This window comes from Phaeobacter sp. LSS9, from assembly GCF_003443595.1.
In the GTDB taxonomy this organism is placed as follows: domain Bacteria; phylum Pseudomonadota; class Alphaproteobacteria; order Rhodobacterales; family Rhodobacteraceae; genus Phaeobacter; species Phaeobacter piscinae.
On the sequence record NZ_CP031956.1, the window covers coordinates 3483492 to 3506864 of the forward strand.

The window sequence follows — 23373 nt, forward strand, 5'->3', positions numbered from 1 at the left end:
CTGGTTCCTGTATGGGTAAACCATCCTCATTCAAGGAGAAGACTGATGACAGCCGACGCGCGCTTCTGGAACCGGATAGCCCCAAGATACGCCAAATCAAAGATCAGGGATGAAGCCGCCTATCAATACACATTGGAGCGGACCAGATCCTATCTCACGGCGGCGGATCATGCGTTGGAAATCGGCTGTGGGACTGGGTCGACAGCAATCGCACTGTCAGATGCAGTTGGAAGGATCACCGCAACCGATCTGTCGGATGCCATGCTTGATATTGGCCGCGACAGGGCTGCCGAGGCGGGAGCAGATAATATTCGGTTTGAACAATGCGCCGATGATGGGTTGCCCGCCGGACTGTTTGACGCCGTGATGGCCTTCAACCTGTTGCATCTGGTGCCGGATTTGGACGCTGCGCTTTCGTCGGTTGCCGAGCGCCTGCCCAGTGGCAAGTTATTCATCTCCAAGACGCCCTGTCTGGGTGAGGCACGGGGCAGCTTCAAATATTGGATGTTCCTGACCGCGATCCCGCTTATGCGGCTGGTTGGACAGGCCCCGAGCAACGTGCGTTTCCTCAGCGTAGCAGATCTGGAGGGCGCGGTTGAACAGGCAGGGTTCGAGATCGTTGAGACGGGCAATTATCCGGCGTCCACCCCAGGTCGCTACCTGGTGGCAAGGCGCCGTTAATCCCGGCGCTGGACGAAGGTCCTCGGCTGGTGAATACTCCGCCTGCTTGCCGACCGGGTTTTCTGTCCGGTTCAATGGCATCCATCAATGAGCGACCCTAGCAGTGAGGCGGATTCGACGGCGTGGCCGCGCCTGCCCATTGCTGGCGCAGGAAAGGACATTTCGTGACGTTGAGCATATATCTCTCAGGTGAAATTCACACCGATTGGCGCGATCAGATCATCGCCGGGGCCAAGGATCTGGACGTGCAGTTCAGCAGCCCCGTGACCGATCACGACGCCAGCGACGATTGCGGTGTTGCCATTCTGGGGGCGGAGCCGAACAAATTCTGGCATGATCACAAGGGCGCCAAGATCAACGCGATCCGGACCCGCAAGGGGATCGAAGAGGCCGATATCGTCGTGGTGCGATTTGGTGAGAAGTATAAACAGTGGAACGCGGCTTTTGATGCCGGTTATGCGGCAGCCCTTGGTAAGTCGTTGATCGTGCTGTCACAGGATGAGCATCAACACGCCTTGAAGGAGGTTCACGCAGCCGCACTGGCCGTGGCGAAGGAGCCAGCACAAGTTGTCGAAATCCTGCGCTATGTGCTGAAGGGGAGCCTGCCTGCGTGACAGGACCAACTCTGACAACGGACCGCCTGCGTCTGCGACCGCACCAGCTGGATGATTTCGAGGCGCTGCTGGCGCTATGGATGGATCCTGTGGTGGTGCGCCACACAATCGGTCGCCCAGCCAGCCGCGAAGAAACCTGGACCCGGTTGTTGCGCTACATCGGTCACTGGCAGGCCCTTGGCTTTGGCTATTGGGCGGTGACGCTGCAAGAGGACGGGCGCTATATCGGGGCAGCAGGGTTTGCGGATTATCACCGTGACATTGATCCACCGATTGGCGCGGTACCGGAGGCCGGTTGGGCCCTGATGCCTGCTGCCCACGGGAAAGGGTTGGCAACAGAGGCGGTTGACCGGATGCATCGATGGGCTGCGGAGGCCACGCAATGGGATCGCACCTGCTGTCTTCTGGACCCTGAAAATGCAGCTTCGGTGAAAGTCGCCAAGAAGCTTGGGTATCAGCCCAGCCACGATGCGCTCTATCGTGAGGAGCCGACTCTGGTGATGACGCGCACGATCACGCGCTGACCGATGTGACGAATAAGCCGCCCCGCAGGCTTGGCGGGGCGGCTGTTGCCGGATCAGGCCTCTTTCTTGATTTCGACGCTATGAGGATAGGGGATTGAGATCCCCTTGTCGTCGAAGGCTTCCTTGACCGCTTGCGTCATTGCGAATTTCAGCTCCCAGTAGTCGGCCGCCTTGCACCACAGACGCGCTGTCAGATCGACCGAACTGTCGCCGAGATTGGTAACCCGCACCCAAGGCGCAGGATCTGCCATGACGCGCGCATCTGCGTTCGCAAGATCGAGAATGATCTCCTTCGCCGCGTCTGCGCTGTCGCCGTAATCGATGCCAAAGACCATATCAACGCGACGCGTATCATGCGCTGAGTAGTTGGTGATGATCGCGCCCCAGGCCTGGCCGTTGGGGATAATGATCTGAACATTGTCAGGTGTCACCAGCTCTGTCACGAAGAGGTTGAGATCCACCACTGTTCCCGAGGTGCCCCCAATATCGACGTATTGGCCCAGCTTATAGGGGCGGAACATGACCAGCATCACCCCGGCAGCCAGATCGCTCAGTGTGCCCTGCAGGGCCAGGCCAATGGCAAGTGTTGCAGCGCCGAGCATTGCAACCAGGCTGGTGGCTTCGATCCCGAATATGCCCAGAACGGCGACCAGCACGATGGCCAGCAACACCCAACGCACTGCACTGGCGGCAAAGTTGCCGAGTGTTTGGTCAAGGTGCGGGGTGGCGTTGATGCGACGACGTACTGCACCGCTGATCAGGCCGGCTGCAATCCAGCCGACAACCAGTACGACCAGCGCTTTGGCAGCGCTGACGAGCAGGGGCCAAAGGGCACCCAGCTGTTCAATCCATTGTTCCATAGTGTTGTTTGGTCCTTGTCACGATCTCATAGAAATACCCATCACCGGCAACAGACGGTTGCCGGTGCGTTCGCTGCGGGCATAGTCGGACCCGGCTGGGCTGTCACCCGCAGATCAGATGTCAGCAGATCAACGTTTCAGGGAGTCGCGGATTTCCAACAGCACATCCAGTTCGGTTGGGCCAGCGGGGGCTTCCTCGGCTGGAGCAACGTCGTCCTGCTTGAAGGCGGCGTCTTTGAGGCGGTTGACATAGCGCACGAGCATGAACACCACGAAAGCAATGATCAGGAAATTGATGACGGCCATCAAAAAGGCACCGTGGGCAAAAACGGCGGCTCCGGCTTCTCGTGCCGCCTCAAGGCTGGCGCCTTCAGGGACAGTGCCCGCCAGTACAAGATAAGAATTGGTGAAATCGACGCCGCCGGTAAAGACACCGATGATCGGATTGATCAGGTCGCTGACCATGCTTTTGACGATTGCCGTAAAGGCTGCGCCGATGATGATACCTACGGCCATGTCCATCACATTGCCCTTGGCAATGAAGTCTTTGAATTCCTGAAGCATGCTACTTGTCCCTGTTAACGAACCACTTTGTTATTGAGCAGCCAACGCGGGCACCCGCGCGCTGCCTGGTGGCAGTCTAGTCCGGTTTTTGCGGCTAGGGCTATTGATTTTGCGTTGTAAATTCGAGGGGTAGGCACGTCGAACCACCCTTGAGGCTGCTGCTGGTTGCGTCCTTCGCCACATTCTCAACGCAAAATGGACTTGCGTCGACCCCAGAGTGGTCCCGCGTCTGGCGTCTTTGCGGGTTAATCGTTCCGTAAGGGATGTGTTGTGACCTGTGCGCCAGGCGGCTGATTGCGTCGTGGGACGGGACAACATGTCAGACGGCTCCTTTGGAAGGGGCGGCGGTAAGGTATCCGCAGGCTTTGTCACTGCGGGGTGAGTGTTAGGCACAAGGTAGACGTGAGATATGGCCACTCTTGACAATGCGATCTGGTTGACCGGTGCCAACGGTGCTGCGCAGAACGGTTCAACAACGCTGAGCGAAGGCGGCAACTCCACCGTCGTGACCGGGACCTTCACACCGGGCAGCTGGGACAGCTCCCAGAGCGGCTACCAAGTGTCCGATTTCGGTGCCTTTGGTGTCAGCGAGCCGATTACCGCAAGCTATGGTTTCTCCAATCCGGTGAGCGATCTGCGGTTTGACCTGCAGCATGTGAATTCCAATGGCAGCTCCCACGACGACAAATTCACCCTGCGGGTTCTGGATGCCAGCGGCGTTCTGATCCCTGCGGCACAGGTCATTGCGGGACTGACCGGGGTGACCCACCATCAGGTGACGATCAATGCTGACGGGACAGTCTCCATCGAAGGTGAGGGCAGCACAGCTGCCAATATCGGCGTCGCGATTGACGGGCCGATTTCGCAGCTGGATGTGACTTTTGACAATGGCAGCGATGCGCCGATCTCCGGTGGTGCCGGGCTTTCGGACTTCACCTTCTCCATTCCGCCCGCACTCGACTATGTCGTGGAAGGCACGGATGCAGGCGAGAGGATTGATATCGATTATCTGGGCGACCCCGAAGGGGATCGTGTCGACAGCGGGGATGCAGCTGACGGCTCTCAGGATGATGTGATTATAGCCGGGGGTGGCGACGATACGGTTCTGGCCGGTGAGGGGAACGACTTCGTTGATGCTGGTGCAGGCAATGATTCTGTTGACGGTGGCGCAGGCAGTGACACGCTCTCCGGTGGTCGCGGACGTGATCTGCTGCAAGGCGGGGCTGGCAATGACCTGCTGCAAGGGGGTAGTGACGGCGACACACTTGAGGGTGGTGCGGGACGCGACACTCTGGAAGGTGGCGCGGGCAATGACTCACTGAGTAGCGGTGACGACAACGATCTCCTATTGGGCGGCGATGGCGATGATACCATTACTGCAGGCCACGGCGATGACACGCTCTACGGTGGCGACGGAAATGATCGGCTCGAAGGGCTATATGGCAATGATCTGATCTATGCCGGTGACGGCGACGACCATGTTTTTGGCCGTGATCAGGATGATCTGATCTATGGCGAAGATGGCAATGACACGCTGATCGGCAGCATGGGAACGGATACCGTATGGGGCGGCGCCGGGAATGATATTCTGGCGGGCAGCCAGGGCAATGATGAGATCCACGGCGGCGACGGTGACGATCTGGCCTTCATCGGTGTCTATGAGGATTCCGATCGCATTTTCCTCGACGATGGCAATGATTTTCTGGACGGAAGCTCCGCCGGATCATCCTTCTACGGGGAAGGCGGTCGCGGCGACGATGTGATGAACAGTGGCGTTGGCAATGACACGCTGCTGGGGGGCGAGGGATATGACCGGCTGAGCGGCGGCGCGGGTGGTGACTCACTTGATGGCGGCAGCGAAGATGACATCATCGAAGGCGGCAGCGGGGCTGATACGCTGATCGGCGGAACCGGCGATGACAGCCTTTACGGTGACGACGATCGGGACTTGTTCGTTGGTGGGGCCGGAGACGTCGTTGATGGCGGCGAAGGTGGCGATGACTATGATCGCCTAGATATCAGTGAGCTGCGCGCGCTGGGCGATACGCGTGTGGTCTACACCAGTGCCGACCGGGAAGACGGACGGGTTGAGGTCCGAAATGATCAGGGGGACTTTGTCAGCAGGCTGAGGTTCTCCAATATCGAAGAGGTCATTCCCTGTTTCACTCCGGGCAGCCTCGTTTTGACCCCCGGTGGCGCAGTGCCGGTGGAAGCGCTTGAGGTGGGCGACCGGGTGGTGACGCGCGATGGCGGACCGCAGACCTTGCGCTGGACCGCGCGCCGCACCGTGACCAACAACGATCTTGCGCGGCGGCCGCAGTTCCAACCTATCCTCATCGAGGCAGGTGCGCTGGGTTCTGATGGTGGCGAACCTGTGCCGAACCGGGATCTGATGGTGTCACCGCAGCACCGGATGTTGCTGACCGGAAGCCGCGCCGAATTGCTGTTCGGGTCCAACGAGGTGCTGGTGGCGGCGGTGCATCTGCTCAATGATCGCGATATCCGCCGCGCGCGGACGATGGATGTAACCTACATCCATCTGCTGTTTGATCAGCACGAAATTATCTGTGTGGATGGCGCCTGGAGCGAGAGTTTCCAGCCGGGCGATCTCACGCTGTCGGGCATGGATGCGGCCCAGCGGTCCGAATTGTGCCATCTGTTCCCGGAGCTGGAGAGCATGGGGCGCGCCTTCCCAACGGCGCGGCGATCCCTGCGCAGCCACGAGGCACGTGTGCTGTTGTCCTCAGGACATGGCAATATCAGGTAAGACCCCAACAGAGGAGGAGGACCCGGCCACTATTCGCAGCCGGGTCGATTTCGTTACTGGTACTTCTTGATTTCACCAGTTTTGAGGCGGGCCAGATAGCTGTTCAGCTCGCCTTTGACGATGGGCATCAGGAAGTAGAGTGCCACGATATTGACCACTGCCATGGCAAAGATAGCCGCATCGGAGAAGTCGATGACCGGACCCAGGCTGGCTGCGGCGCCGATGATGACGAACAGGCAGAAGATCACTTTGAACACCAGTTCAGTGGTCTTGCCTTCACCAAACAGGAAGGTCCAGGCCTTGAGGCCATAGTAGGACCAGCTGATCATGGTGGAGAAAGCAAACAGGATCACTGCGATGGCCAAGATGTATTTGAACCAGCCAAATGCGGAGGAGAACGCCGCAGATGTCAGTGCCACGCCGGAGTTGCCATCGACGGTCTGGATGGCGCTGCCTGCTTCGTTCAGCACATAGAGACCGGTTTCAGGATCGCTGACCAGCTGACCGGTGATGATGATCACCAGCGCTGTCATCGTGCAGATGACCACAGTGTCGATGAAGGGCTCCAGAAGCGAGACGAAACCTTCGGTGATCGGCTCTTTGGTCCGCACCGCGGAGTGGGCAATCGCCGCCGAGCCAACACCGGCTTCGTTGGAGAAGGCCGCGCGTTTGAAACCCTGAATCAACGCCCCGACCATACCGCCTGCAACGCCGAGACCGGTAAAGGCACCGTCGAAGATCTGGCCAAAGGCCCAGCCGATTTTGTCGAAGTTCAGCAAGATGATCACAAGTGCGGTCAGCACATAGAGGACACCCATGAACGGCACCACCTTCTCGGTGACACTGGCGATGGATTTCAGGCCGCCGATGATCACGGCGAAGACCACACCGGCAAAGATGACGCCGGTGATCCAACCGGGATAGTCGCCAAGCACATTGGTCAGCTGCGCATGTGCCTGATTGGCCTGGAACATGTTGCCGCCGCCAAAGGCGCCGAGGATACAGAAGATCGAGAAGAGAACCGCCATGAACTTACCACCGGGCAGGCCCCGTGCGGCAAAACCTTTGGTCATATAGTACATCGGACCACCGGAGACGGTGCCATCGGGGTATTCATTTCGGTACTTCACACCCAGCGTACATTCGGTGAATTTCGACGCCATGCCCATCAGGCCTGCGAGGATCATCCAGAATGTCGCACCGGGACCACCGATGCCAACGGCAACCGCAACACCGGCGATATTGCCAAGGCCGACAGTGCCAGAAAGAGCCGTGGCCAGCGCTTGGAAATGGCTCACTTCGCCTGCGTCATTCGGATCCGAATAGTCGCCTTTGACCAAGGAAATCGAATGCGGGAAGGCGCGGAACTGGATCAGTCCGAAGTAGATGGTGAAAATGGTTGCCGCAATCACCAGCCACGCAACGATCCAGGGAAAGCTGGTGCCGGGGAATGGGCTGAAGATGAAATTGACAAACCAGCCGGTGGAGCTGGCAAACAGCTCATTCACCTTTTCGTCGATGGTCTGTGCCATCAGCGGGCCCGAAAGCCCGAGGGCGCCGGGGGCGGCCAGAGCAGCCGCTTTTGAGAGAGTGTTCATGATGACCCCTGTCGATCAGTTATGGGACAATGGTGACCGGAACCGGCGCAGCCTGCGCCAGGCTGCCTGCAACCGAACCAAACAGCCGCGACGAGAGCGCGGAGTGGCCGGTGCGTCCGATAACGACGTGATTGGCGCCTTCGGATTTGGCGATGGTCACCAGCACTTCGGCGATATTGCCGTATTTCACCGTGGCGGTGACATCCACGCCGCTGGTTTCCAGATCCTTGAGAAGCGGCTGAATCAATGCGGTTTCGGCGCGCTCAAGCTCTTCCGTACGGCGCTTGTGGCGCTCTGCCAGCTCGGAGGCGGACAGAAACGAATACGGTGACCATTCCAGGACATGCGCGACAACAATGCTGCCGCCCTGTGCCTTTGCCACGTCCAGCGCAAAGTTGAGCGCGGTGCGCGCGCTTGTGCTGCCGTCGTAGCCAACTACGATTTTTGAGGCCATCTGCCCCTCCCTTGGTTTACGTCATCCCTGTGACGAAGTGTCTCAATTTTAAGACGTTGTTGATAGGAAAGGTTCTCGATTTCCTTGCGTATTGGGAAAATTTCGGAAAAATGTGCGGATAACGATTAACTATTGGGAAAAATTCCGATGGACTTGCTGGATTCGCGCATTCTTTCCGCCTTGCAACAGGACGGTCAGATCTCCATGGCCCGCCTGTCGGAAAAAGTTGGGCTGTCTTTGTCCGCATGTCATCGTCGTGTCAAGATGATGGAAGCCAATGGCATGATCGAAGGCTACGCCGCGCGGCTGGATCGCAAGAAGGTTGGTCTTGAGCTGCAGATTTTTATCGAGATCAAGCTGGTCAGCCAGCAGCGGGAGAATATTCAGGCGTTTGAAGATGCCATTTCGCATATGCCCGAGGTGCTGGAGTGTCATTTGATTTCAGGGGAATTCGACTATCTGATGCGCGTTGCTGCACGCAATACGGATGCTTATGAGAAACTCTATCGCAACCGATTGTCGGAGATCCCGTCGGTTGCGCAGATGAAGACGCTGCTCGGGGTGTCCACCGTGAAAGAGTTTCGCGGCTACCATCTGGACTAGCGCTTCATGGCTGGCGGGCATCTGCCACCAGACAATCCAGTCCCGAAGAGGTCAGAGTGCTGAGAAACGCCAGAAGATCAGATTTCTCCCGGTCGCTCAGGCCGAGTGGTCGCACACGCGGATCTTGACCCGGCAGCCCTGCGCCACCGCTGTCGTAATAGTCAATCACCTCAGCCAGCGTGCTGAACCCGCCGTCGTGCATATAGGGGGGCGAGACAGCGAGGTTGCGCAGCGTTGGCGTTCGGAACCGCCATCGGTCCTGCGGCTCCTCGGTCACCTCATAGCGCCCAAGATCAGCATCCCGCGGGCCGCTGACCGCGCGGACCAAGTCATAGTCCACATGATGGATCACGCCGGGTGCGACCTGAACGGGCAGGGTTTTCGGTGGGTTTTGACGTTCCAACTCCCGCATCTGACCATATCCGGTGTCGTGAAACTGTTGATCGGTGAAGAGTGCATGCTCCGGGCCAAGGCTGTGGCAGGACACACATCCCGCCTTGTCGCGAAACAGTTCGAACCCGCGTTTTGCGTTGGGTGATACAGCAGAGGGATCACCGCCATAGAACCACTGGTCAAATGGGCTGTTCCCGACGGTCAACGCCCGTTGGTAGGCGGCCAGCGCCATGCCGATCCGGTCTAGCGAGGCGGGCGCCCCAAACGCCTCATGAAACAAGGTATTATAGGCATGGTCGGTTTGAAGGTGGGAAACGACCCGTCCGGCAGATGGGTTGGCCATCTCGTTTCGGGCGGTGAGGGGCCCGATAAACTGGGTTTCCAGCATGGGATCGCGGCCATCGTGAAACAGCGGTTTCAGCAGGCCTACATTGATCAGGCTTGGCGCGTTGCGTTTCACGCTGCGCCCCTCCACGCCGACCGAAGTCGCGAGCTCCCAGTTGGCAAACCCCTGTTCCGGCACATGGCACATTGCGCAGGACATGGTGTTGTTGATCGACAGCGCGCGGTCAAAGAAGATCTGCCGCCCCAGCGCAATCCGCGCCGCTGTCGGAGGATTGTCCGCCGGGTAGGCCAAAGGTGGCAGACCCAGCTGCGGTGTCAGGCTGCGTTTGGCGGCTCTCTCCGCCCAGTCGTCATCTGCTGGCCGTGGGCAGCTGTCAGCTGAGATTTGCACCGGCAGATCGCTTGGCCCGGCCAGAGTATCACCGTCGGCAAGAACTATCGACGCGTCGAAAACCAGCGCTAGCACAGCGGCTGCATTGAACGACATGAAATGCCGCAGAAGGGCGGGGAGGCGGATCACTTTCCGACCTCTTCCAGTAGCAGTGTTTCCACATCCGTCATCAACAGACGCGGGTCAATCAGGCCCAGCCCGTAAACATTGCGGATCATGCCGTGTCGGTCGACCAGATACATGCGCAGCAGATGGTTGATCTGGTCGTCTGCGCCGCCACGGTCCACGACCTGCCCAAACCCGTCCAACAGGGGCTGCAATGCCGCGGCATCCGGCGTGGTCAGCACCTGCCAATCCAGTTTTTGGGCACTGGCAGGATCGCTGCTTACCGGATGGGCGAAGGCCGCGATGGCCTCGACCGTGTCGCGCTCTGGGTCGAAGCTGATGGTCATCAGTTGAACGTCCTGTCGCAGATCCGGAAGCTGTGCGCTGGCGTCGTGAATGTCATAAAGCGTCGAGAAGGCTAGCGGACAGCCATCAACATCGCCGCAGGTCAGATAGACAAAACTGATCAGCGTGATCTTGCCATCGATCAGTTGGTGCAGCCGATCCCTAGTGCCATCAGCAGTCAGCACCGTGCCATCCGGTGCAGGTTTCAATCGGTTCAGCCGATAAGATCCCGGTTCCGGCGGGCTGAACTGGAAGGCAGGATCGCTTGGGAATACCTCCGAAAGGCGGGCAGGCGTGGCCCTCAATGCAGCGGGCATCAACCGTGCCATCAGATCCGCAGGGCGCCAGGTTCCGGCCAGGGCCACGACACCTGTCAGCACCACCGCAGCAGCGGCTATGGAAACGGCGAGAGTTTTCTTGCGCATGGAGTTCCTCCGGCAAGGTGAGGTCCGCGAGGGGAGATCGGGGCGGCAGCATACCGCCCCAAAGCAGTCTCTTAAGCGGAATAGAGCGCGGCGCTGCCAAAGCGCATGATGTGCGCGCGACCCAGGCCTGCGGCGTAGAAGTCGATGTTGAAATCCTCGACCAGTTCTTTGCCGTCCCAGTTGTAGGCCCTCAGGTATTGCACATCGTCCTCGCCCTTCTTGTCCCAATTGGCGAGCAAGGAAGAGGAGAAATAGACCCGTTTGCCGTCCCAGCTCTGGCTGACCATATTGACCTGTCGGTCAATGGTTTTCTCATAGATCTGTGCCGGGTTATGCGGGTCGGAGATATCAAACAGCCGGGTCTTTCCATCCATGAAAGAATTGACCCAAAGCGTTTGATCATCGGCGGCGATGGAGATGTCGACGGGCAGCGGGATATCTTCGGGGTTGCCGATGTCTGCCACCGATTTGGCCTGCCATTCGCCATCTTCATCCTCATAGATCAGCCAGAGCTGCGAGGTGAGTGCGGTGGTCGAGAAAGCGTAATTGGCATTTGGCCCCCAAGGGAAGCGCACTTCGAGCGGCGCGCCGGGCACGTTGAATACCTTGCGGGGCTGACGGGTGTGCAGATCCCAGAGCACCATGCTGTTGCCAAAGCGTTTCATCGCCTCGGCGTCCTGCAGCATCTGCCCGAAATCCATCATGTAGTTTGACCAGCCCGTGAAGGACGAGGTGAGCATCACGTTCTTGCGGATCAGGGCGCGAATGTCATAGCCATAACCATCCGCAACCGCGCCATCGACCGCGACGGCCCCTTGCATGTCATCAGCAGTGGGCATCCAATAGGTGGCGATATAGTCCCCGTCATCATTATATTCGACCAGCGCCGTTCGGCCGCCGTGGTCGTCCTGATTGCTCAGCCCGGTGATCATCATGCTGCCGGGCAGGGCAAAAAACGTGTGGGGACCAACCACACCGCCGGAATCCGCAACAAATGTATCGATCACCTTATGCAGCTTGGGCGCTGCAGGATCGCTGTGAATATCGAAGATGAAGATGCGATTGGTATCAAGCCCGCCAGTCCAGAAATAACGACGATCAGCTGAGAAGCCGCCATGATGGGCCTCGTTCCGACCACCGACTGAGAGACTGTGTATGACCTCCCCGCAGGTTGGCGAGCCGGGGCGCAGGTCAACGGTTACCATTTTATCTTGCTCGTCTCCCATTCCCTCCACTCCGAGGGTCCAGACATAGACGAATTCTTCCTGACCCGTAATCTTGGGCATGTAAGGGGACTGACAGGTCTCATCCGCAAAGGCGCGAAACGGACCAGCCATGGCCAGCGCAGCGGCGGATAATCCGCCGAATTCTCTTCTGTTCATGTTCTCTCTCCCTTCAAAAAATCAGTGTGGTTGGCTGGCCCGTTCCTGTGCAGCCGCCAGTGAATTGACATTTGTGGTTTCCGCATGAGCGACCGAGCAATGTTGAATGGCCGCCGCGGCATGAATGGCTTGTTTTGTGAGAATGGGTAAAATTCTGGGCTGGATGGCAGGTGTGATACGGCTGGTTGGACCGACCACTCCCATCGAAAAAATGGCGCCAAGCCGGTCGACAATGATTGGCACCGCAACGCTGGTGACCCCGTTGTCAATCTCACCATCGCAGGTGGCATAACCGTAGAGACGCACCTGCTGTAACTCGCGGGCAATCTGCTCCGGCTCAGTGCGTGTCTTGTCGGTAAAGCGCATCGGCAACGTGTCGATCAGGTCTTGCTGAAGCTCCGGCGCGAGAAAGGCGGCAATTGCCTTGGCCGAAGAGCAGGCATGAACCGGGCGGACCCCTAACCCTGGATAGATATAGGGAACCGAGGGATCCGCCGGCACCTGCGTGTGGATCAGATCAACGCGACCGCTGCGATAGCGCGCCAGAAACGCGGTCTCTCCCAGATCCTTCACCACCCGCTGCAACACGGCAGAGACCGCGTTAATGACATGGGTGTCGGACTTTCCCGTCAGCGCGATCTTGATGAGTCGCAGTCCCAGAATATACCGGCTGCCGGTCTCGGTTTCCTCCAGAAAGCCGCATTCAAGCAGCGCGGCGATATGGCGATAAAGGCTGGCACGGGGGGTCGCTGTCATCTGGGCCAGTTCGCTTGCGCTTACCGGTGAGGCGGAGGAGGCTACCGCTTCCAGAAGAAGGATCTGTCGGTCCTGCATGCGATTCCCAAGATACGGACACTTGTATCGTAATTCGGGAAAATTGACTCTGGCAAGAGGTTTCACAACCTTATGATGTGTCAGTAGGTCTTGATACGCGCAAGAGTTCGTCCGGATCAGGGCCGGCTGCAGACAGAAGGCGGCGGTAAGTCGCCGCCTTTGAAGGGGGCCAGCGCAGAGGGTTTATTGGCCCGCGCCGCCAGCGCGACCAGTGGGGATGATCTCGTAACCGGGTTCCTCAGGCTCCTCATCCGTCATCTCAGGCGGAAACCCGGGGGCCGTGATCTTCAGGCCGGTGGCCTCTTCCAGCCGTCTGATGATGTTTGGGGACAGCTCCCGGCTGCCAAACCGGGCCTCGCCGTCTTTGAAGATCTTGATCATCAGAGGGTTGATCTCCAACGGCACCTCATGGCGATCAGCAACGGCCTGAAAGAGGCCAATATCCTTTGAGACCAGATCCATGGTGAAGGAAATATCGCGGGATCCGTTCAGGATCACCTGGCTTTCGGTTTCATGCACAAAGGAGGTGCCGGAGGAAATCTTGATCGCCTCATAGGCGGTGTTGAGATCCATTCCAGCGGCCTTTGCGGTCACCAAAGCCTCGCAGCAGGTCAGAAGATTGGCGGTTGCAAGATAGTTGGTGATCACCTTCAGGACCGAAGCTGAGCCGATTGGCCCTGTATGCAGGATACGCCGTCCCATGGTTTTCAGCAGCGGCGCGATCCGGTCAAAGGTCTCACGGTCGCAGCCGGCGAAGATCGAGATATTGCCGGTGTCCGCCCGGTGACAGCCACCGGATACGGGGCAGTCCACGGCGGTTCCCCCCGCCTGTTCGACCATGGCGCCAAGGCGTTTGACCTCTGCCTCATCCGTCGTGGACATCTCCATCCAGATTTTGCCGGGCCCAATCTCCGGTAGCATCTGTTGCATGACCTGATCGGAGGCTGTGGGCGAGGGCAGGCAGGTGATCACCGCGTCGCAATTGCGCATCAGCTCTGCCGGGTCATTTGCTGCAGTGGCGCCCGCCGCCGCTGCCTTCGCAACCAGCGCGGCATTCAGGTCATAAACGCTGAGATCAATGCCATTGCGCAGCAGGCTGCCACTCAGCTTGCCACCAACGTTTCCCAGACCGATAAATCCTACTTTCATGCCGCTCTCCCTGCTGGCTGTTTCAAGGAGCATTCCAAGAACCAGGGCAAAGAGGAACAAAAATTGCAGTTCTTCGAGTGAAAAACAGCTGTTCGGCGCGCAGCTCTGACAGGTTCCCGGTTGGAGTGAGTGGTCAAAAGGTCATATGCGGCTTGGCGCCACCGAAACCCGCCAGATGGCGATTTTATTTCTGAGGGGAGATGCGCGCAGAAACAGCATACCCCGATCAGTTTTCAGCACAATCAAAGGGCGTGACCATGGACATGCGGCTCTGAGTCGCGACGGGCGGTGCCTTCAGGATCTGGTTGGCGTGGAGCAAGCTGAGGAAGGCATTGCGCATGTCGCTGGCAATGTCGTGCTGCAAGGCAACGGTAATGTTTCCCTGCCGTAAAAGTGTTCGGTTCTCACTATCCAGATCATGGGCGACATAGGCGTGGGGGTGGTGACCATAACCTTTCAACAGTTCCGATATGGTGCGATTGGCCCCGCCCATCGAATAGACGCCCAATATCGGCCCAAGGCCTGGAGCGGACAGTTGCTCCTGCAGCACCGCTCGGGTCTCAAACGCGAGCCCGGCCCCGGCTGAAACTGTCATCAGCCGCAGATCAGGGCGGCGCTCTGAGATCAACCTGAGGAAGCCACGTCGCCTTTGAACCTCGCCGTGAAAGGCCAATTGGCTGAGTGTGGTCAGGATGGTTGCCCCGGATGGAGCGCTGTCCGGCAGACAATTGTCGATCATATAGGCCGCTGACTGGCCGGCCGCGTAGTTGTCCGGACCGCAATAGGCGCGGCGAACACTCCCTGGCAGGTCGGTAAAGGCACAGACAACCGGAACGCCCTTACTGTCCAATTCAGCGACCATCGCGGTGATCTCAGGCAGATCCCGCACCTTCAGCACCACCCCGTGACTGCCACGTTTGAGGATTTGCCGAAGCAGAGCAACGCAGTCAGGCGCGGACATGATCTGGCGAAAACTATACCGCGCGTGGATCACCGCCGGGCCAATGGTGGGCAGGACCGCCTCAGTTGCGTGCCGAATTTCCCGGCTGAACCGTTCGGGTGCTTCCACCACAACGTCGAAGTAGAGCCGCCGCCCCCGTGCCGAGAGTTGCTGTTCTTGTCCCTCCAGTTCGGCGATGGCTGCGCGAACGCGCGCCTGGCTGCGGGGGCTGACATTGGCGCGTGCGTTCAGAACGCGGTCCACAGTTGCCGTGCTCAGCCCGGATTGCCGGGCGATATCCTTGATCGGGAAAGGATGACTCATTGATGTATTTTTGATGGATTTGCGCGCTGACCACAAGAGCCAGACCCGGCAATCTCATAGCGAGAGACAGTAGAGAGGAGGCTCTGATGACAGCTGCTGCGACACCGATGGAGCAGGCCTATTTTGATCCTGATGGATGCGTGTTGAGTGACTTCACCGCGCAGGTTGAACGGGAACTGACACCCGACCAGGTTCCGCTGGCCGACAAGATTGAGAAGAATATCCCGATCTATGACATGGTAGCCCTTAAGGCGATGCTCAGCGCGCCAGAGGCGCGCCGCCATCTGATGGCAGAATGGGCGCAGGGATTGCGATACGGGGCGGGTGTTCTGGTGCTGCAAGGTGCCTATCAGGACGTGGCTCCGATTGATGCCGCAAGCGCTGTCTTCGACGAAATCATCTCACAGGAGCGGCAGGCAAATGGCGGCGGGGCGGACCATTTCGCTGCAGCGGGGTCAAATGACCGGGTTTGGAATGCGCTCCAAAAGCTCTGCGTCGCTTCGCCTGATGTCTTCGCGCGCTATTTTGGCAACTCATCAATCGCGGCCGTTTGCGAGGCCTGGCTTGGACCCAACTACCAGATGACGGCGCAAATCAATCTGGTGCGTCCGGGCGGAGCTGCCCAGCAGGCGCATCGTGACTATCATCTGGGCTTTCAATCAGCGGAAACCTCCGCGCAGTATCCGGCCCATGTGCATGACCTATCGCCGGTTTTGACGCTGCAGGGGGCGGTGGCCCATACCGATATGCCGGTGGAGAGCGGCCCGACCAAGCTGCTGCCGTTTTCGCAACAATACCGTGCGGGCTACGCAGCTTGGCGGCGCGAGGACTTCCGGGCCTATTTCGAAGAGCACTGTGTGCAGTTGCCTCTGGCAAAGGGCGATGCCGTGTTCTTCAATCCGGCGTTGTTTCATGCCGCAGGAGCCAACCGATCAAAGGGTGTTCAGCGGATGGCAAATCTGTTGCAGGTTTCGTCTGCCTTTGGCCGCGCAATGGAGACTGTGGACCGGCGCGGCATGTCGGAGCGGCTTTTCCCGGCACTAACTAAGCTGAAGCGTGAGGGTGCCATGACTGACGCTGATCAGGCCGCAGCAATCGCAGCCTGCGCAGAGGGGTATTCTTTTCCAACCAATCTGGACCGGGACCCGCCGGTGGGCGGTTTGGCCCCACAAACACAGGCCGGGCTGTTTCATCAGGCCCTTACCGAGGGTTGGACATCCGAGCGTTTCAATGATGCGCTAGCGGCACAGGACTTGCGCCGCCAGGCATAAGGATCTGATCGTTTACAATGCGACTGGTGCCCCCGTCTCAAGCGACTGGGCGGCGGCGTCGGCCAACATCTGGGCGCGTAGGCCGTCGTCGATGCTCGGGGAGGGGGTGCTGCCGGTTTGTACAGCTTCGACAAATCGCGCCATTTCGTTGCGATAGGCCGCTTCGTAGCGTTCAAGGAAGAAGTGCTGCGCAGGGGCGGTCTGGAAACCGTTGGTTCCGGCCACTTCTACCGTGTTTTCCAGCATGTTCGCCGCACGGAGCATCCCCTTGGATCCATGCACCTCCACCCGTTGGTCGTAGCCGTATGTGGCCCGCCGGGAGTTGGAGATTTGGCAGATCTTGCCGCTGGCCGTGGTCAGCGTAACGGCGGCTGTGTCCACGTCGCCTGCTTCGCCAATGGCGGGATCGACCAGCGCTGAGCCAACCGCAAAGACCTGCACCGGTTCCTCGGCCAGCAAAAACCGCGCCATATCGAAATCGTGGATCATCATGTCGCGGAACAGGCCACCAGAGGTCTTGATATAGCTGACCGGCGGCGGGGACGGGTCACGTGACAGGATCGAGACAATCTCCACATCGCCAATCTCACCGGCCCGCAGGCGTTGTTGAAGATTGGCAAAATTGGGATCAAAACGACGGTTGAACGCTGTGAGGAAGGCAACACCAGCCTCGGCCACTGCCGTTTGGCAATCGCGAATGCGGTCAGCCGACATATCGACGGGCTTCTCGCAGAATATTGCTTTTCCTGCAGCCGCAGCCTGATGGATCAAGTCGTAATGCGTATCAGTTGGGGTGCCGATAACGACCGCGTCGACGTCCGCGCTGGTGATTAGCGCGGAGGCCTCGCGCTCATCCGCGCCGATCTTGCTGGCCAGTGCATTGGCGGCATCCGGCATCGCATCTGCAACTGCAGTGACGCGCACCCCGTCCAATTGCCCGACAGACCGCGCATGGACCTGCCCGATGCGCCCGCAGCCCAAAAGGCCGATATTCAACATTGTGTCTCTCCCTTGAAGGCGCGAAGAACGCTGCGCGCCGCAGCAACGACCGGATCGTGGGTTTCGGCCAAGATGCTGACCCTGTCGAACCGATCCGGATCGCTATTCACCGCATCGCGCAATGCGGTCCCAAAGGCCATGCGCAATTCGGTGCCGATATTGAATTTGCAGATACGTGACTGGCGCGCCAGCATTTTGCGCTGCGCGACTGGCACGCCGGAACCGCCGTGGATGACCAGCGGCACTTCGGTGATCGCCTCAATGGCGCGGATGCGGTCGATATCCAGCCCGCCTTCCTTATCCTGTTGCAGATGCACATTGCCAACTGAAATCGCCATCGCATCGACGCCGGTATCCTGCGCGAACTGCCGGGCCTCTTCCGGGTCGGTACCGGCTGACCCCTCGCCGCCGGAATACCCGACAAAGCCGATTTCTCCCTCGCAGGAGACATTTGCAGCATGGGCCATCTCTACGATGGCTGCGGTTTCGGAGATATTCTGATCCAGCGGTTTGCGCGAGCCGTCGAACATTACCGAGGTAAAGCCGCTGTCGATGGCGATACGGCAGTCCTCAAAGGTGTAGCCATGATCCAGATGGGCGACCACAGGAACCGATGCACTTTCGGCCAGATGTCGAAACATCTTGCCCAGGATCGGCAGCGGAGTATGGGCGCGGCAGGACGGGCCGGCCTGCAGGATGACCGGCACGCCTTCAGCCTCAGCGGCGGCCACATAGGCGCGCATGTCTTCCCAGCCCAGTGTGACCAGCCCCGCAACGGCATAGCCATTGCGCAGGGCTGGCTGCAGGACGTCAGCCAATGTTGCAAGAGTCATTTGAACTTAGCCACCATATCCTTGATGCCGGGGATGGTTTCGACCTGATAGGCATGGGTCGGCTGGAAGTACTGGATCAGGCTGCGCTGGCTCAGACCGCCAAGGATGGTGAAGTAATACATCTCATATCCGGGCATCACCGCGCAGGGGTGATACCCCTTGTCGATCATGATCGTGGAGCCATCCATCAGTTGATAGGCGTCCCCGGGCTTGCGCTCTTCGCGTTGCAGGATCTGCACGCCAGAGCCGTGGTTGGGACGGAAGCGGAAGTTATACGTCTCATCATGGCGCGTCTCAATGATGTTGCCATCCGCATCCTTGCGGTCGGTATCATGTTTGTGCGCAGGGAAGCCGGACCAGCCGCCCTGTCCCACGGTGAACAGTTCTGACACCAGCAAGCGGCCGACCTTGTCGTGCTGTTTCTGGCCCAAGATATGTTTAATCTTACGATGGGTCTTGGTGTCGTCAGAACCGTATTGCACCAGATCGATACCGTCGGCGCGCACGTCAAATGGTTCCAGCACCTTGTCGTATTTGGCGCCCGCAATGAAGGTTTCGGTCGCATCCGTTGTGCAGGTGATGGTCACCTTGGCCCCGACGGGAATATAGACGCCTTCCGGCTCGCCGTCCCAGACGTCGGCGGTGCGGGTGCCGATGCCAGAATAGCTCAGGCCCTCGACCTCAATGTCTACGGTGCCGGTGGCCGGAACGATGCAGGTCTCATAGCCGGGCACCTGATATTCAAAGGTCTGGCCCTTGGTCAGTTTGACGATGTTGAAATAGTTCAGCGGAACAAGCTCGTTGTCAGCATCGACAATGGCTTTGTTCTGGTTGTCATGAGGGGCGATATGCATTTGCGGGTCCTTTCAAATTTCGGTGGCGCCGGGGTGCGTTGCAAGAAACGCCTCCAGCGCGGCAAGGTCGGGCATGGCGGGGGCGCAGCCGGGTTTGGCCACCACGACGGAGGCACAGGCTGAGCCGCGCAGAATGGCATCCTTCATCGGACGCCCTTCGGAGAGTGAGGCGAGGAAACCGGCCATGAAACTGTCGCCGGCGCCGGTTGGTTTTAGCGCATCTACGGGGTAGATACCGGTGCGGACCTCCTGGCCATCGGCAAAGGTGACGGCGCCCTCGGGTCCCATCTTATAGACGACGATGGAGGCTGAGGTGTGCGCCAGCGACCGTGCTTTGGCGAGGCCTTTGTCGATGCCACCGGCCATAAAGCCGAATTCCTCATCATTGCCGACAATGATATCGGAGATGGCGCCTGCGCGAGACAGGACATCCGCCGCAACCTCAGGCGAGTGCCAGCTGTAAGGGCGGTAGTCCACATCAAAGATGATCGGCAGCCCGGCCGCGCGCGCCAATTCAAAGGCACGGAAGGTGGCGCTGCGTGATGGCTCGGCCGCAAAAACTGTGCCGGCGGTGATCAACGCGCTGTACTGGCTGTAATCCACCGCCTCCACATCAGCGCCGGTCATCTGGAAATCGGCGGCATTGTTGCGGTAGATGACGCTCTGGTGATCCTCGACCCGGCTTTCATAGACCGCCAGAGAGGTCCGATATTCACCGGTGATGCGTTTCACGTGAGTCCGGTCAACACCGTAGTGATCCAGCTGGTTGAGGCAGTACCACCCCACCGCATCATCAGAAACGCTGGTGACCAGAGCGGCGCTGCATCCCATTTTGACCAGACCTGCGGCGATATTGGCGCTGCTGCCACCCATGGCGACCATCATGTCCTGTGCATCAGCCGTGGCGGTGCCAGCAGGGGTTGGACACAGATCCATACCCACCCGGCCAAGGACGAGGAAATTGCGGCCTGCCAGATCTGAGCTGGCCTTGCTTGGCTGATTCATCACACGCCCCGCCGTTGTTTGATGCGGCTGGACTCCCAGTCGATATGGGCCTCGCGCACCTTGTCATCTTTGGTGATATGCGGCGTGCCAACCTCCCACCAGGCGTGGCCTTCGGTGGTCCAGCCTTCATAGGCGTCAACCTTCATCACGATGACGGTTGTCCGATCGTTGCCTTGCGCGCGTTTGAACGCTTCGCCCAGCTCTGCCGGATTGGCGGCGGTTTCGGTAAGTGCCCCCATCGAGGCCGCGTGACTGGCAAAATCCACGCCAAAGGCTTCAGGTATAGTGGGGCAATCCTCAAGCAGATTGTTGAAGCTGGTGTTGCCCGTGTTGTTCTGCAGCTTGTTGATGACCGCAAAGCCGCCGTTGTCCAGGACCAGAATGATCAGCTTCTTCTGGCTGAGCACGCTGGAATAGATGTCAGAATTCAACATCATGTAGGAGCCGTCGCCGACAAAGACGATTGTGTCACGGTCTGGCTCCCGCTCGGACTGGGCGATGCGAGCTCCCCAGGCGCCGGCAATTTCATAACCCATGCAGGAAAAGCCGAACTCCACATCAACTGTGCCGGGCTCCAATGTGCGCCAATTGGCGGTGACTTCCGCCGGAAGCCCGCCAGCCGCCGCGACCACACGGTCCTTCGGATTGCAGAGTGCGTTCACAACACCGATGGCCTGCGCATAGGAATTGGGCCGGTTGTCCCCGTAAGAGACGTTGTCTGCGACATAGGCCACCCAGTTACGGCGGCTCTCCTGAGCACGGGCGACCCAGCTGTCAGGGGCCTTGTAGTCACCGCTTGCAGCGCCAAGTTCCAGAAGCCCGCGCTGGGCGTCGCCGACAACCGGCAATGCGCGGTGTTTGCCTGCGTCATGGCGCGCTGCGTTGATCGAGATGAACTGGGCATCCTGCGCAAAGGCGGTCCAAGATCCGGTGGTAAAATCCTGCAATCGTGTGCCAACCGCAAGGATCACATCTGCCTCGGCGGCAATCGCATTGGCGCTGTCCGATCCGGTGACTCCGATGGGACCGATATTCAGTGGGTGGGTGTCACGCAGGTTGGCGCGACCGGCGATGGTTTCAACAACCGGGATCTGATGTGTTTCGGCAAAGCTGGTCAGCTCGGCCACGGCGCGGCTGTATTGCACACCGCCACCCGCAATGATCATTGGGCGTTTGGCGCCGCGTAGGGCTTCGGCAGCATCTGTGATTTCGGTCGAATCCGGCGCGATGCGGCGAATGCGGTGGATTTTCTTTTCAAAGAAAACCTCGGGGTAGTCATAAGTCCATCCCTGCACGTCCTGCGGCAAACCGAGGAAGGCGGGGCCGCAGTCGCCGGGATCCAGCATGGTGGCAATTGCGGCAGGCAGAGATTGAATAATCTGCGCCGGATGCGTGATGCGATCCCAATAGCGCGACACGGGCTTGAAGGCATCGTTCACGCCAAAGGTCGGATCGTTGAAATTCTCCATCTGCTGCAAGACCGGATCCGGCAGACGGGTAAGAAAGGTATCGCCACAAAGCATCAGCATCGGCAAGCGGTTGGCATGCGCCAGAGCCGCAGAGGTGAGGAGGTTTGATGTGCCCGGGCCGGCACTGGCGGTGCAGAACATGAACCGCTGGCGCAGCCATTGCTTGGCATATCCAGCTGCCGCAAAGCCCATGCTTTGTTCATTCTGGCCGCGATAGAGCGGCAGCGCGTCACGCGCCTCGTAGAGCGCTTCGCCCAGGCAGGTCACATTGCCATGACCGAAGATGCCAAAGCCGCCGCCACAAAGGCGCAACTCCTCGCCATCGACCTCTATGAACTGATTGGACAGCCATCGGATGATGGCCTGGGCGGTGGTCAGTTTAACTGTTTTCGGCGGCGTCGTCATAAGCAGGGATCCCTGGGATGGTCTGTGGTCGGGTCGATTTGATCTTGCGAGATGTCGAATCCCAAGATACAAGTTTTGCAACCGGTTGCAAATTGAATTTGATGGTTTGGGAGGCCAGAATGACCGAAATCGGTATCGGAATTCTCGGCGGGGGCTACATGGGCAAAGCGCATGCCGTCGCGATGGCTGCGGTGGGGGCGGTGTTTGACACTGCTTTGCGCCCGCGTCTGGAAATGGTCTGCGCCACGACCCCAGCCAGTGCGGAGCGGTACCGGCGGGCTTATGGGTTTCAACGCGCAACGGACGACTGGCAGCTGCTGGTCAACGACCCCAAGGTCGAGGCGATTGTCATCGCATCTCCACAGCAGACCCATCGTATGGTCGCAGAGGCAGCCTTTGCGCTGGGCAAACCCGTTTTTTGCGAAAAGCCGCTGGGTGCATCGCTGTCTGATAGTCGTGCCATGGTGGCAGCGGCGGGGACATCGGGCTGTCCCAATATGGTCGGGTTCAACTACATTCGAACCCCTGCCAGCCAATATGCGCGGCGTTTGATTGCCGATGGTGTGATCGGAGAGGTGACCTGGTTTCGCGGTGAACATACCGAAGATTTCTACGCCGATCCCGATGCCCCCGCGACATGGCGCACGGAGGGCGAAGCCAATGGGACCATGGGCGATTTGGCGCCGCATATGATCAATGGTGCGATGGCGCTGATCGGGCCGATCACGGAGCTCATCGCAGAGGTTGAGACCGTTCACAAGGATCGCCCCGGTGGACGTGTCACCAATGACGACCAGGGGCAGATGATGTGCCGTTTTGCCAATGGGGCGATGGGACAGATGTTCTTTAGCCGTATCGCGACCGGTCGTAAGATGGGCTATGCCTATGAAATTACGGGAACAAAGGGTGCGATCCGTTTTGACCAAGAGGATCAGAACGCGCTGTGGCTCTATCTGAGCGAGGGCGACGAGGCTACTCGCGGCTTTCGCAAGATCCTGACTGGCCCTGCACATCCCGATTATCTGCCGTTTTGCCAGGGGCCGGGGCATGGCACCGGTTATCAGGATCAGATCTTGATTGAGGCGCGGGATTTCCTGCGCGCGATCGAAACACAGACACCGGTTTGGCCGACATTTGAGGATGGGATGGCGGTAAATCAGGTGATTGCTGCAGCCATGGCCGCCTCAAAGAAGCGGTCCTGGCAAACCGTATCAACGTTCTAAATATCTAAGAAAGCAC

22 protein-coding genes are annotated in these 23373 nt (G+C 59.1%); 7 read left to right on the forward strand and 15 right to left on the reverse strand.

Going from position 1 to position 23373, the window contains the following annotated elements:
* Positions 1–45: 45 nt before the first annotated feature.
* The 3 genes from D1820_RS16555 (at position 46) to D1820_RS16565 (ending at position 1819) form a co-directional block, all read left to right on the forward strand.
* Positions 46–681 carry a class I SAM-dependent methyltransferase gene (locus tag D1820_RS16555; RefSeq protein WP_118069799.1) on the forward strand — a complete coding sequence of 212 codons (636 nt, stop codon included), beginning with the start codon at positions 46–48 and terminating at the stop codon, positions 679–681.
* A 164-nt stretch (positions 682–845) separates the two neighbouring features.
* Positions 846–1295 (forward strand): YtoQ family protein, encoded by a 450-nt coding sequence (locus tag D1820_RS16560; RefSeq protein WP_040181546.1) that lies wholly within the window; start codon positions 846–848, stop codon positions 1293–1295.
* Entirely contained in the window at positions 1292–1819 is a 528-nt protein-coding gene (locus D1820_RS16565) for a GNAT family N-acetyltransferase (RefSeq protein WP_118069800.1), read from the forward strand. The genes D1820_RS16560 and D1820_RS16565 overlap by 4 nt, the downstream gene beginning before the upstream one ends.
* Before the next feature lie 53 nt (positions 1820–1872).
* Here the strand turns inward: D1820_RS16565 and D1820_RS16570 are convergent, their stop codons facing one another.
* The gene (locus tag D1820_RS16570) at positions 1873–2679 is read right to left on the reverse strand and encodes a mechanosensitive ion channel family protein (protein WP_024098148.1); all 807 of its coding nucleotides are present in this window, start codon (positions 2677–2679) and stop codon (positions 1873–1875) included.
* Positions 2680–2808: 129 nt separating this feature from the next.
* Entirely contained in the window at positions 2809–3243 is a 435-nt protein-coding gene (mscL, locus tag D1820_RS16575) for a large conductance mechanosensitive channel protein MscL (RefSeq protein ID WP_027247836.1), read from the reverse strand.
* A gap of 409 nt (positions 3244–3652) precedes the next feature.
* Here mscL and D1820_RS16580 point away from each other — a divergent pair, with 409 nt between their 5' ends.
* Entirely contained in the window at positions 3653–6010 is a 2358-nt protein-coding gene (locus D1820_RS16580) for a Hint domain-containing protein (protein ID WP_118069801.1), read from the forward strand.
* 53 nt (positions 6011–6063) lie between these two features.
* Here the strand turns inward: D1820_RS16580 and D1820_RS16585 are convergent, their stop codons facing one another.
* Both D1820_RS16585 and D1820_RS16590 read right to left on the reverse strand, forming a co-directional pair.
* Positions 6064–7608 (reverse strand): sodium:alanine symporter family protein, encoded by a 1545-nt coding sequence (locus tag D1820_RS16585; protein ID WP_118069802.1) that lies wholly within the window; start codon positions 7606–7608, stop codon positions 6064–6066.
* 19 nt (positions 7609–7627) lie between these two features.
* Entirely contained in the window at positions 7628–8062 is a 435-nt protein-coding gene (locus D1820_RS16590) for a universal stress protein (RefSeq protein WP_096870718.1), read from the reverse strand.
* Between the two features lie 147 nt (positions 8063–8209).
* Here D1820_RS16590 and D1820_RS16595 point away from each other — a divergent pair, with 147 nt between their 5' ends.
* Complete coding sequence (locus D1820_RS16595; protein WP_024098143.1) at positions 8210–8665, forward strand: Lrp/AsnC family transcriptional regulator; 456 nt, start codon at positions 8210–8212, stop codon at positions 8663–8665.
* A gap of 4 nt (positions 8666–8669) precedes the next feature.
* On the opposite strand, the gene D1820_RS16600 is transcribed toward D1820_RS16595, so the two are convergent.
* From D1820_RS16600 to D1820_RS16625, 6 genes are all read right to left on the reverse strand, one after another.
* A complete protein-coding gene (locus D1820_RS16600; protein WP_118069803.1) occupies positions 8670–9923 on the reverse strand; it encodes a cytochrome-c peroxidase in 1254 nt (417 codons plus the stop codon).
* On the reverse strand, positions 9920–10669 hold the full coding sequence (locus D1820_RS16605; RefSeq protein WP_118069804.1) for an SCO family protein: 750 nt from the start codon (positions 10667–10669) through the stop codon (positions 9920–9922). Before D1820_RS16605 ends, D1820_RS16600 begins: the two co-directional genes overlap by 4 nt.
* Before the next feature lie 71 nt (positions 10670–10740).
* On the reverse strand, positions 10741–12051 hold the full coding sequence (locus D1820_RS16610) for a selenium-binding protein SBP56-related protein (RefSeq protein ID WP_118069805.1): 1311 nt from the start codon (positions 12049–12051) through the stop codon (positions 10741–10743).
* 21 nt (positions 12052–12072) lie between these two features.
* Positions 12073–12885: an IclR family transcriptional regulator gene (locus tag D1820_RS16615; RefSeq protein ID WP_118069806.1), complete on the reverse strand. Its 813-nt coding sequence runs from the start codon at positions 12883–12885 to the stop codon at positions 12073–12075.
* A 183-nt stretch (positions 12886–13068) separates the two neighbouring features.
* Positions 13069–14034: an NAD(P)-dependent oxidoreductase gene (locus tag D1820_RS16620; protein ID WP_118069807.1), complete on the reverse strand. Its 966-nt coding sequence runs from the start codon at positions 14032–14034 to the stop codon at positions 13069–13071.
* 226 nt (positions 14035–14260) lie between these two features.
* Positions 14261–15298, reverse strand: a complete 1038-nt coding sequence (locus D1820_RS16625; protein ID WP_254683333.1) for a LacI family DNA-binding transcriptional regulator — start codon at positions 15296–15298, stop codon at positions 14261–14263.
* Positions 15299–15384: 86 nt separating this feature from the next.
* Here D1820_RS16625 and D1820_RS16630 point away from each other — a divergent pair, with 86 nt between their 5' ends.
* A complete protein-coding gene (locus tag D1820_RS16630) occupies positions 15385–16569 on the forward strand; it encodes a phytanoyl-CoA dioxygenase family protein (RefSeq protein WP_118069809.1) in 1185 nt (394 codons plus the stop codon).
* A 12-nt stretch (positions 16570–16581) separates the two neighbouring features.
* Here D1820_RS16630 and iolG read toward each other — a convergent pair whose 3' ends face one another.
* The 5 genes from iolG to iolD are packed head-to-tail and all read right to left on the reverse strand — an operon-like array spanning position 16582 to position 22134.
* On the reverse strand, positions 16582–17568 hold the full coding sequence (gene iolG / locus D1820_RS16635) for an inositol 2-dehydrogenase (protein ID WP_118069810.1): 987 nt from the start codon (positions 17566–17568) through the stop codon (positions 16582–16584).
* Positions 17562–18401, reverse strand: a complete 840-nt coding sequence (locus D1820_RS16640) for a class II fructose-bisphosphate aldolase (protein WP_118069811.1) — start codon at positions 18399–18401, stop codon at positions 17562–17564. The genes iolG and D1820_RS16640 overlap by 7 nt, the downstream gene beginning before the upstream one ends.
* Positions 18398–19255, reverse strand: coding sequence for a 5-deoxy-glucuronate isomerase (locus D1820_RS16645; RefSeq protein ID WP_118069812.1), 858 nt, complete (start codon positions 19253–19255; stop codon positions 18398–18400). The genes D1820_RS16640 and D1820_RS16645 overlap by 4 nt, the downstream gene beginning before the upstream one ends.
* A 12-nt stretch (positions 19256–19267) precedes the next feature.
* Positions 19268–20260 (reverse strand): 5-dehydro-2-deoxygluconokinase, encoded by a 993-nt coding sequence (iolC, locus tag D1820_RS16650; protein WP_118069813.1) that lies wholly within the window; start codon positions 20258–20260, stop codon positions 19268–19270.
* On the reverse strand, positions 20260–22134 hold the full coding sequence (gene iolD, locus D1820_RS16655; RefSeq protein WP_118069814.1) for a 3D-(3,5/4)-trihydroxycyclohexane-1,2-dione acylhydrolase (decyclizing): 1875 nt from the start codon (positions 22132–22134) through the stop codon (positions 20260–20262). The genes iolC and iolD overlap by 1 nt, the downstream gene beginning before the upstream one ends.
* A 119-nt stretch (positions 22135–22253) precedes the next feature.
* Here iolD and D1820_RS16660 point away from each other — a divergent pair, with 119 nt between their 5' ends.
* Entirely contained in the window at positions 22254–23357 is a 1104-nt protein-coding gene (locus D1820_RS16660; RefSeq protein ID WP_205521391.1) for a Gfo/Idh/MocA family protein, read from the forward strand.
* Positions 23358–23373 lie beyond the last annotated feature (16 nt).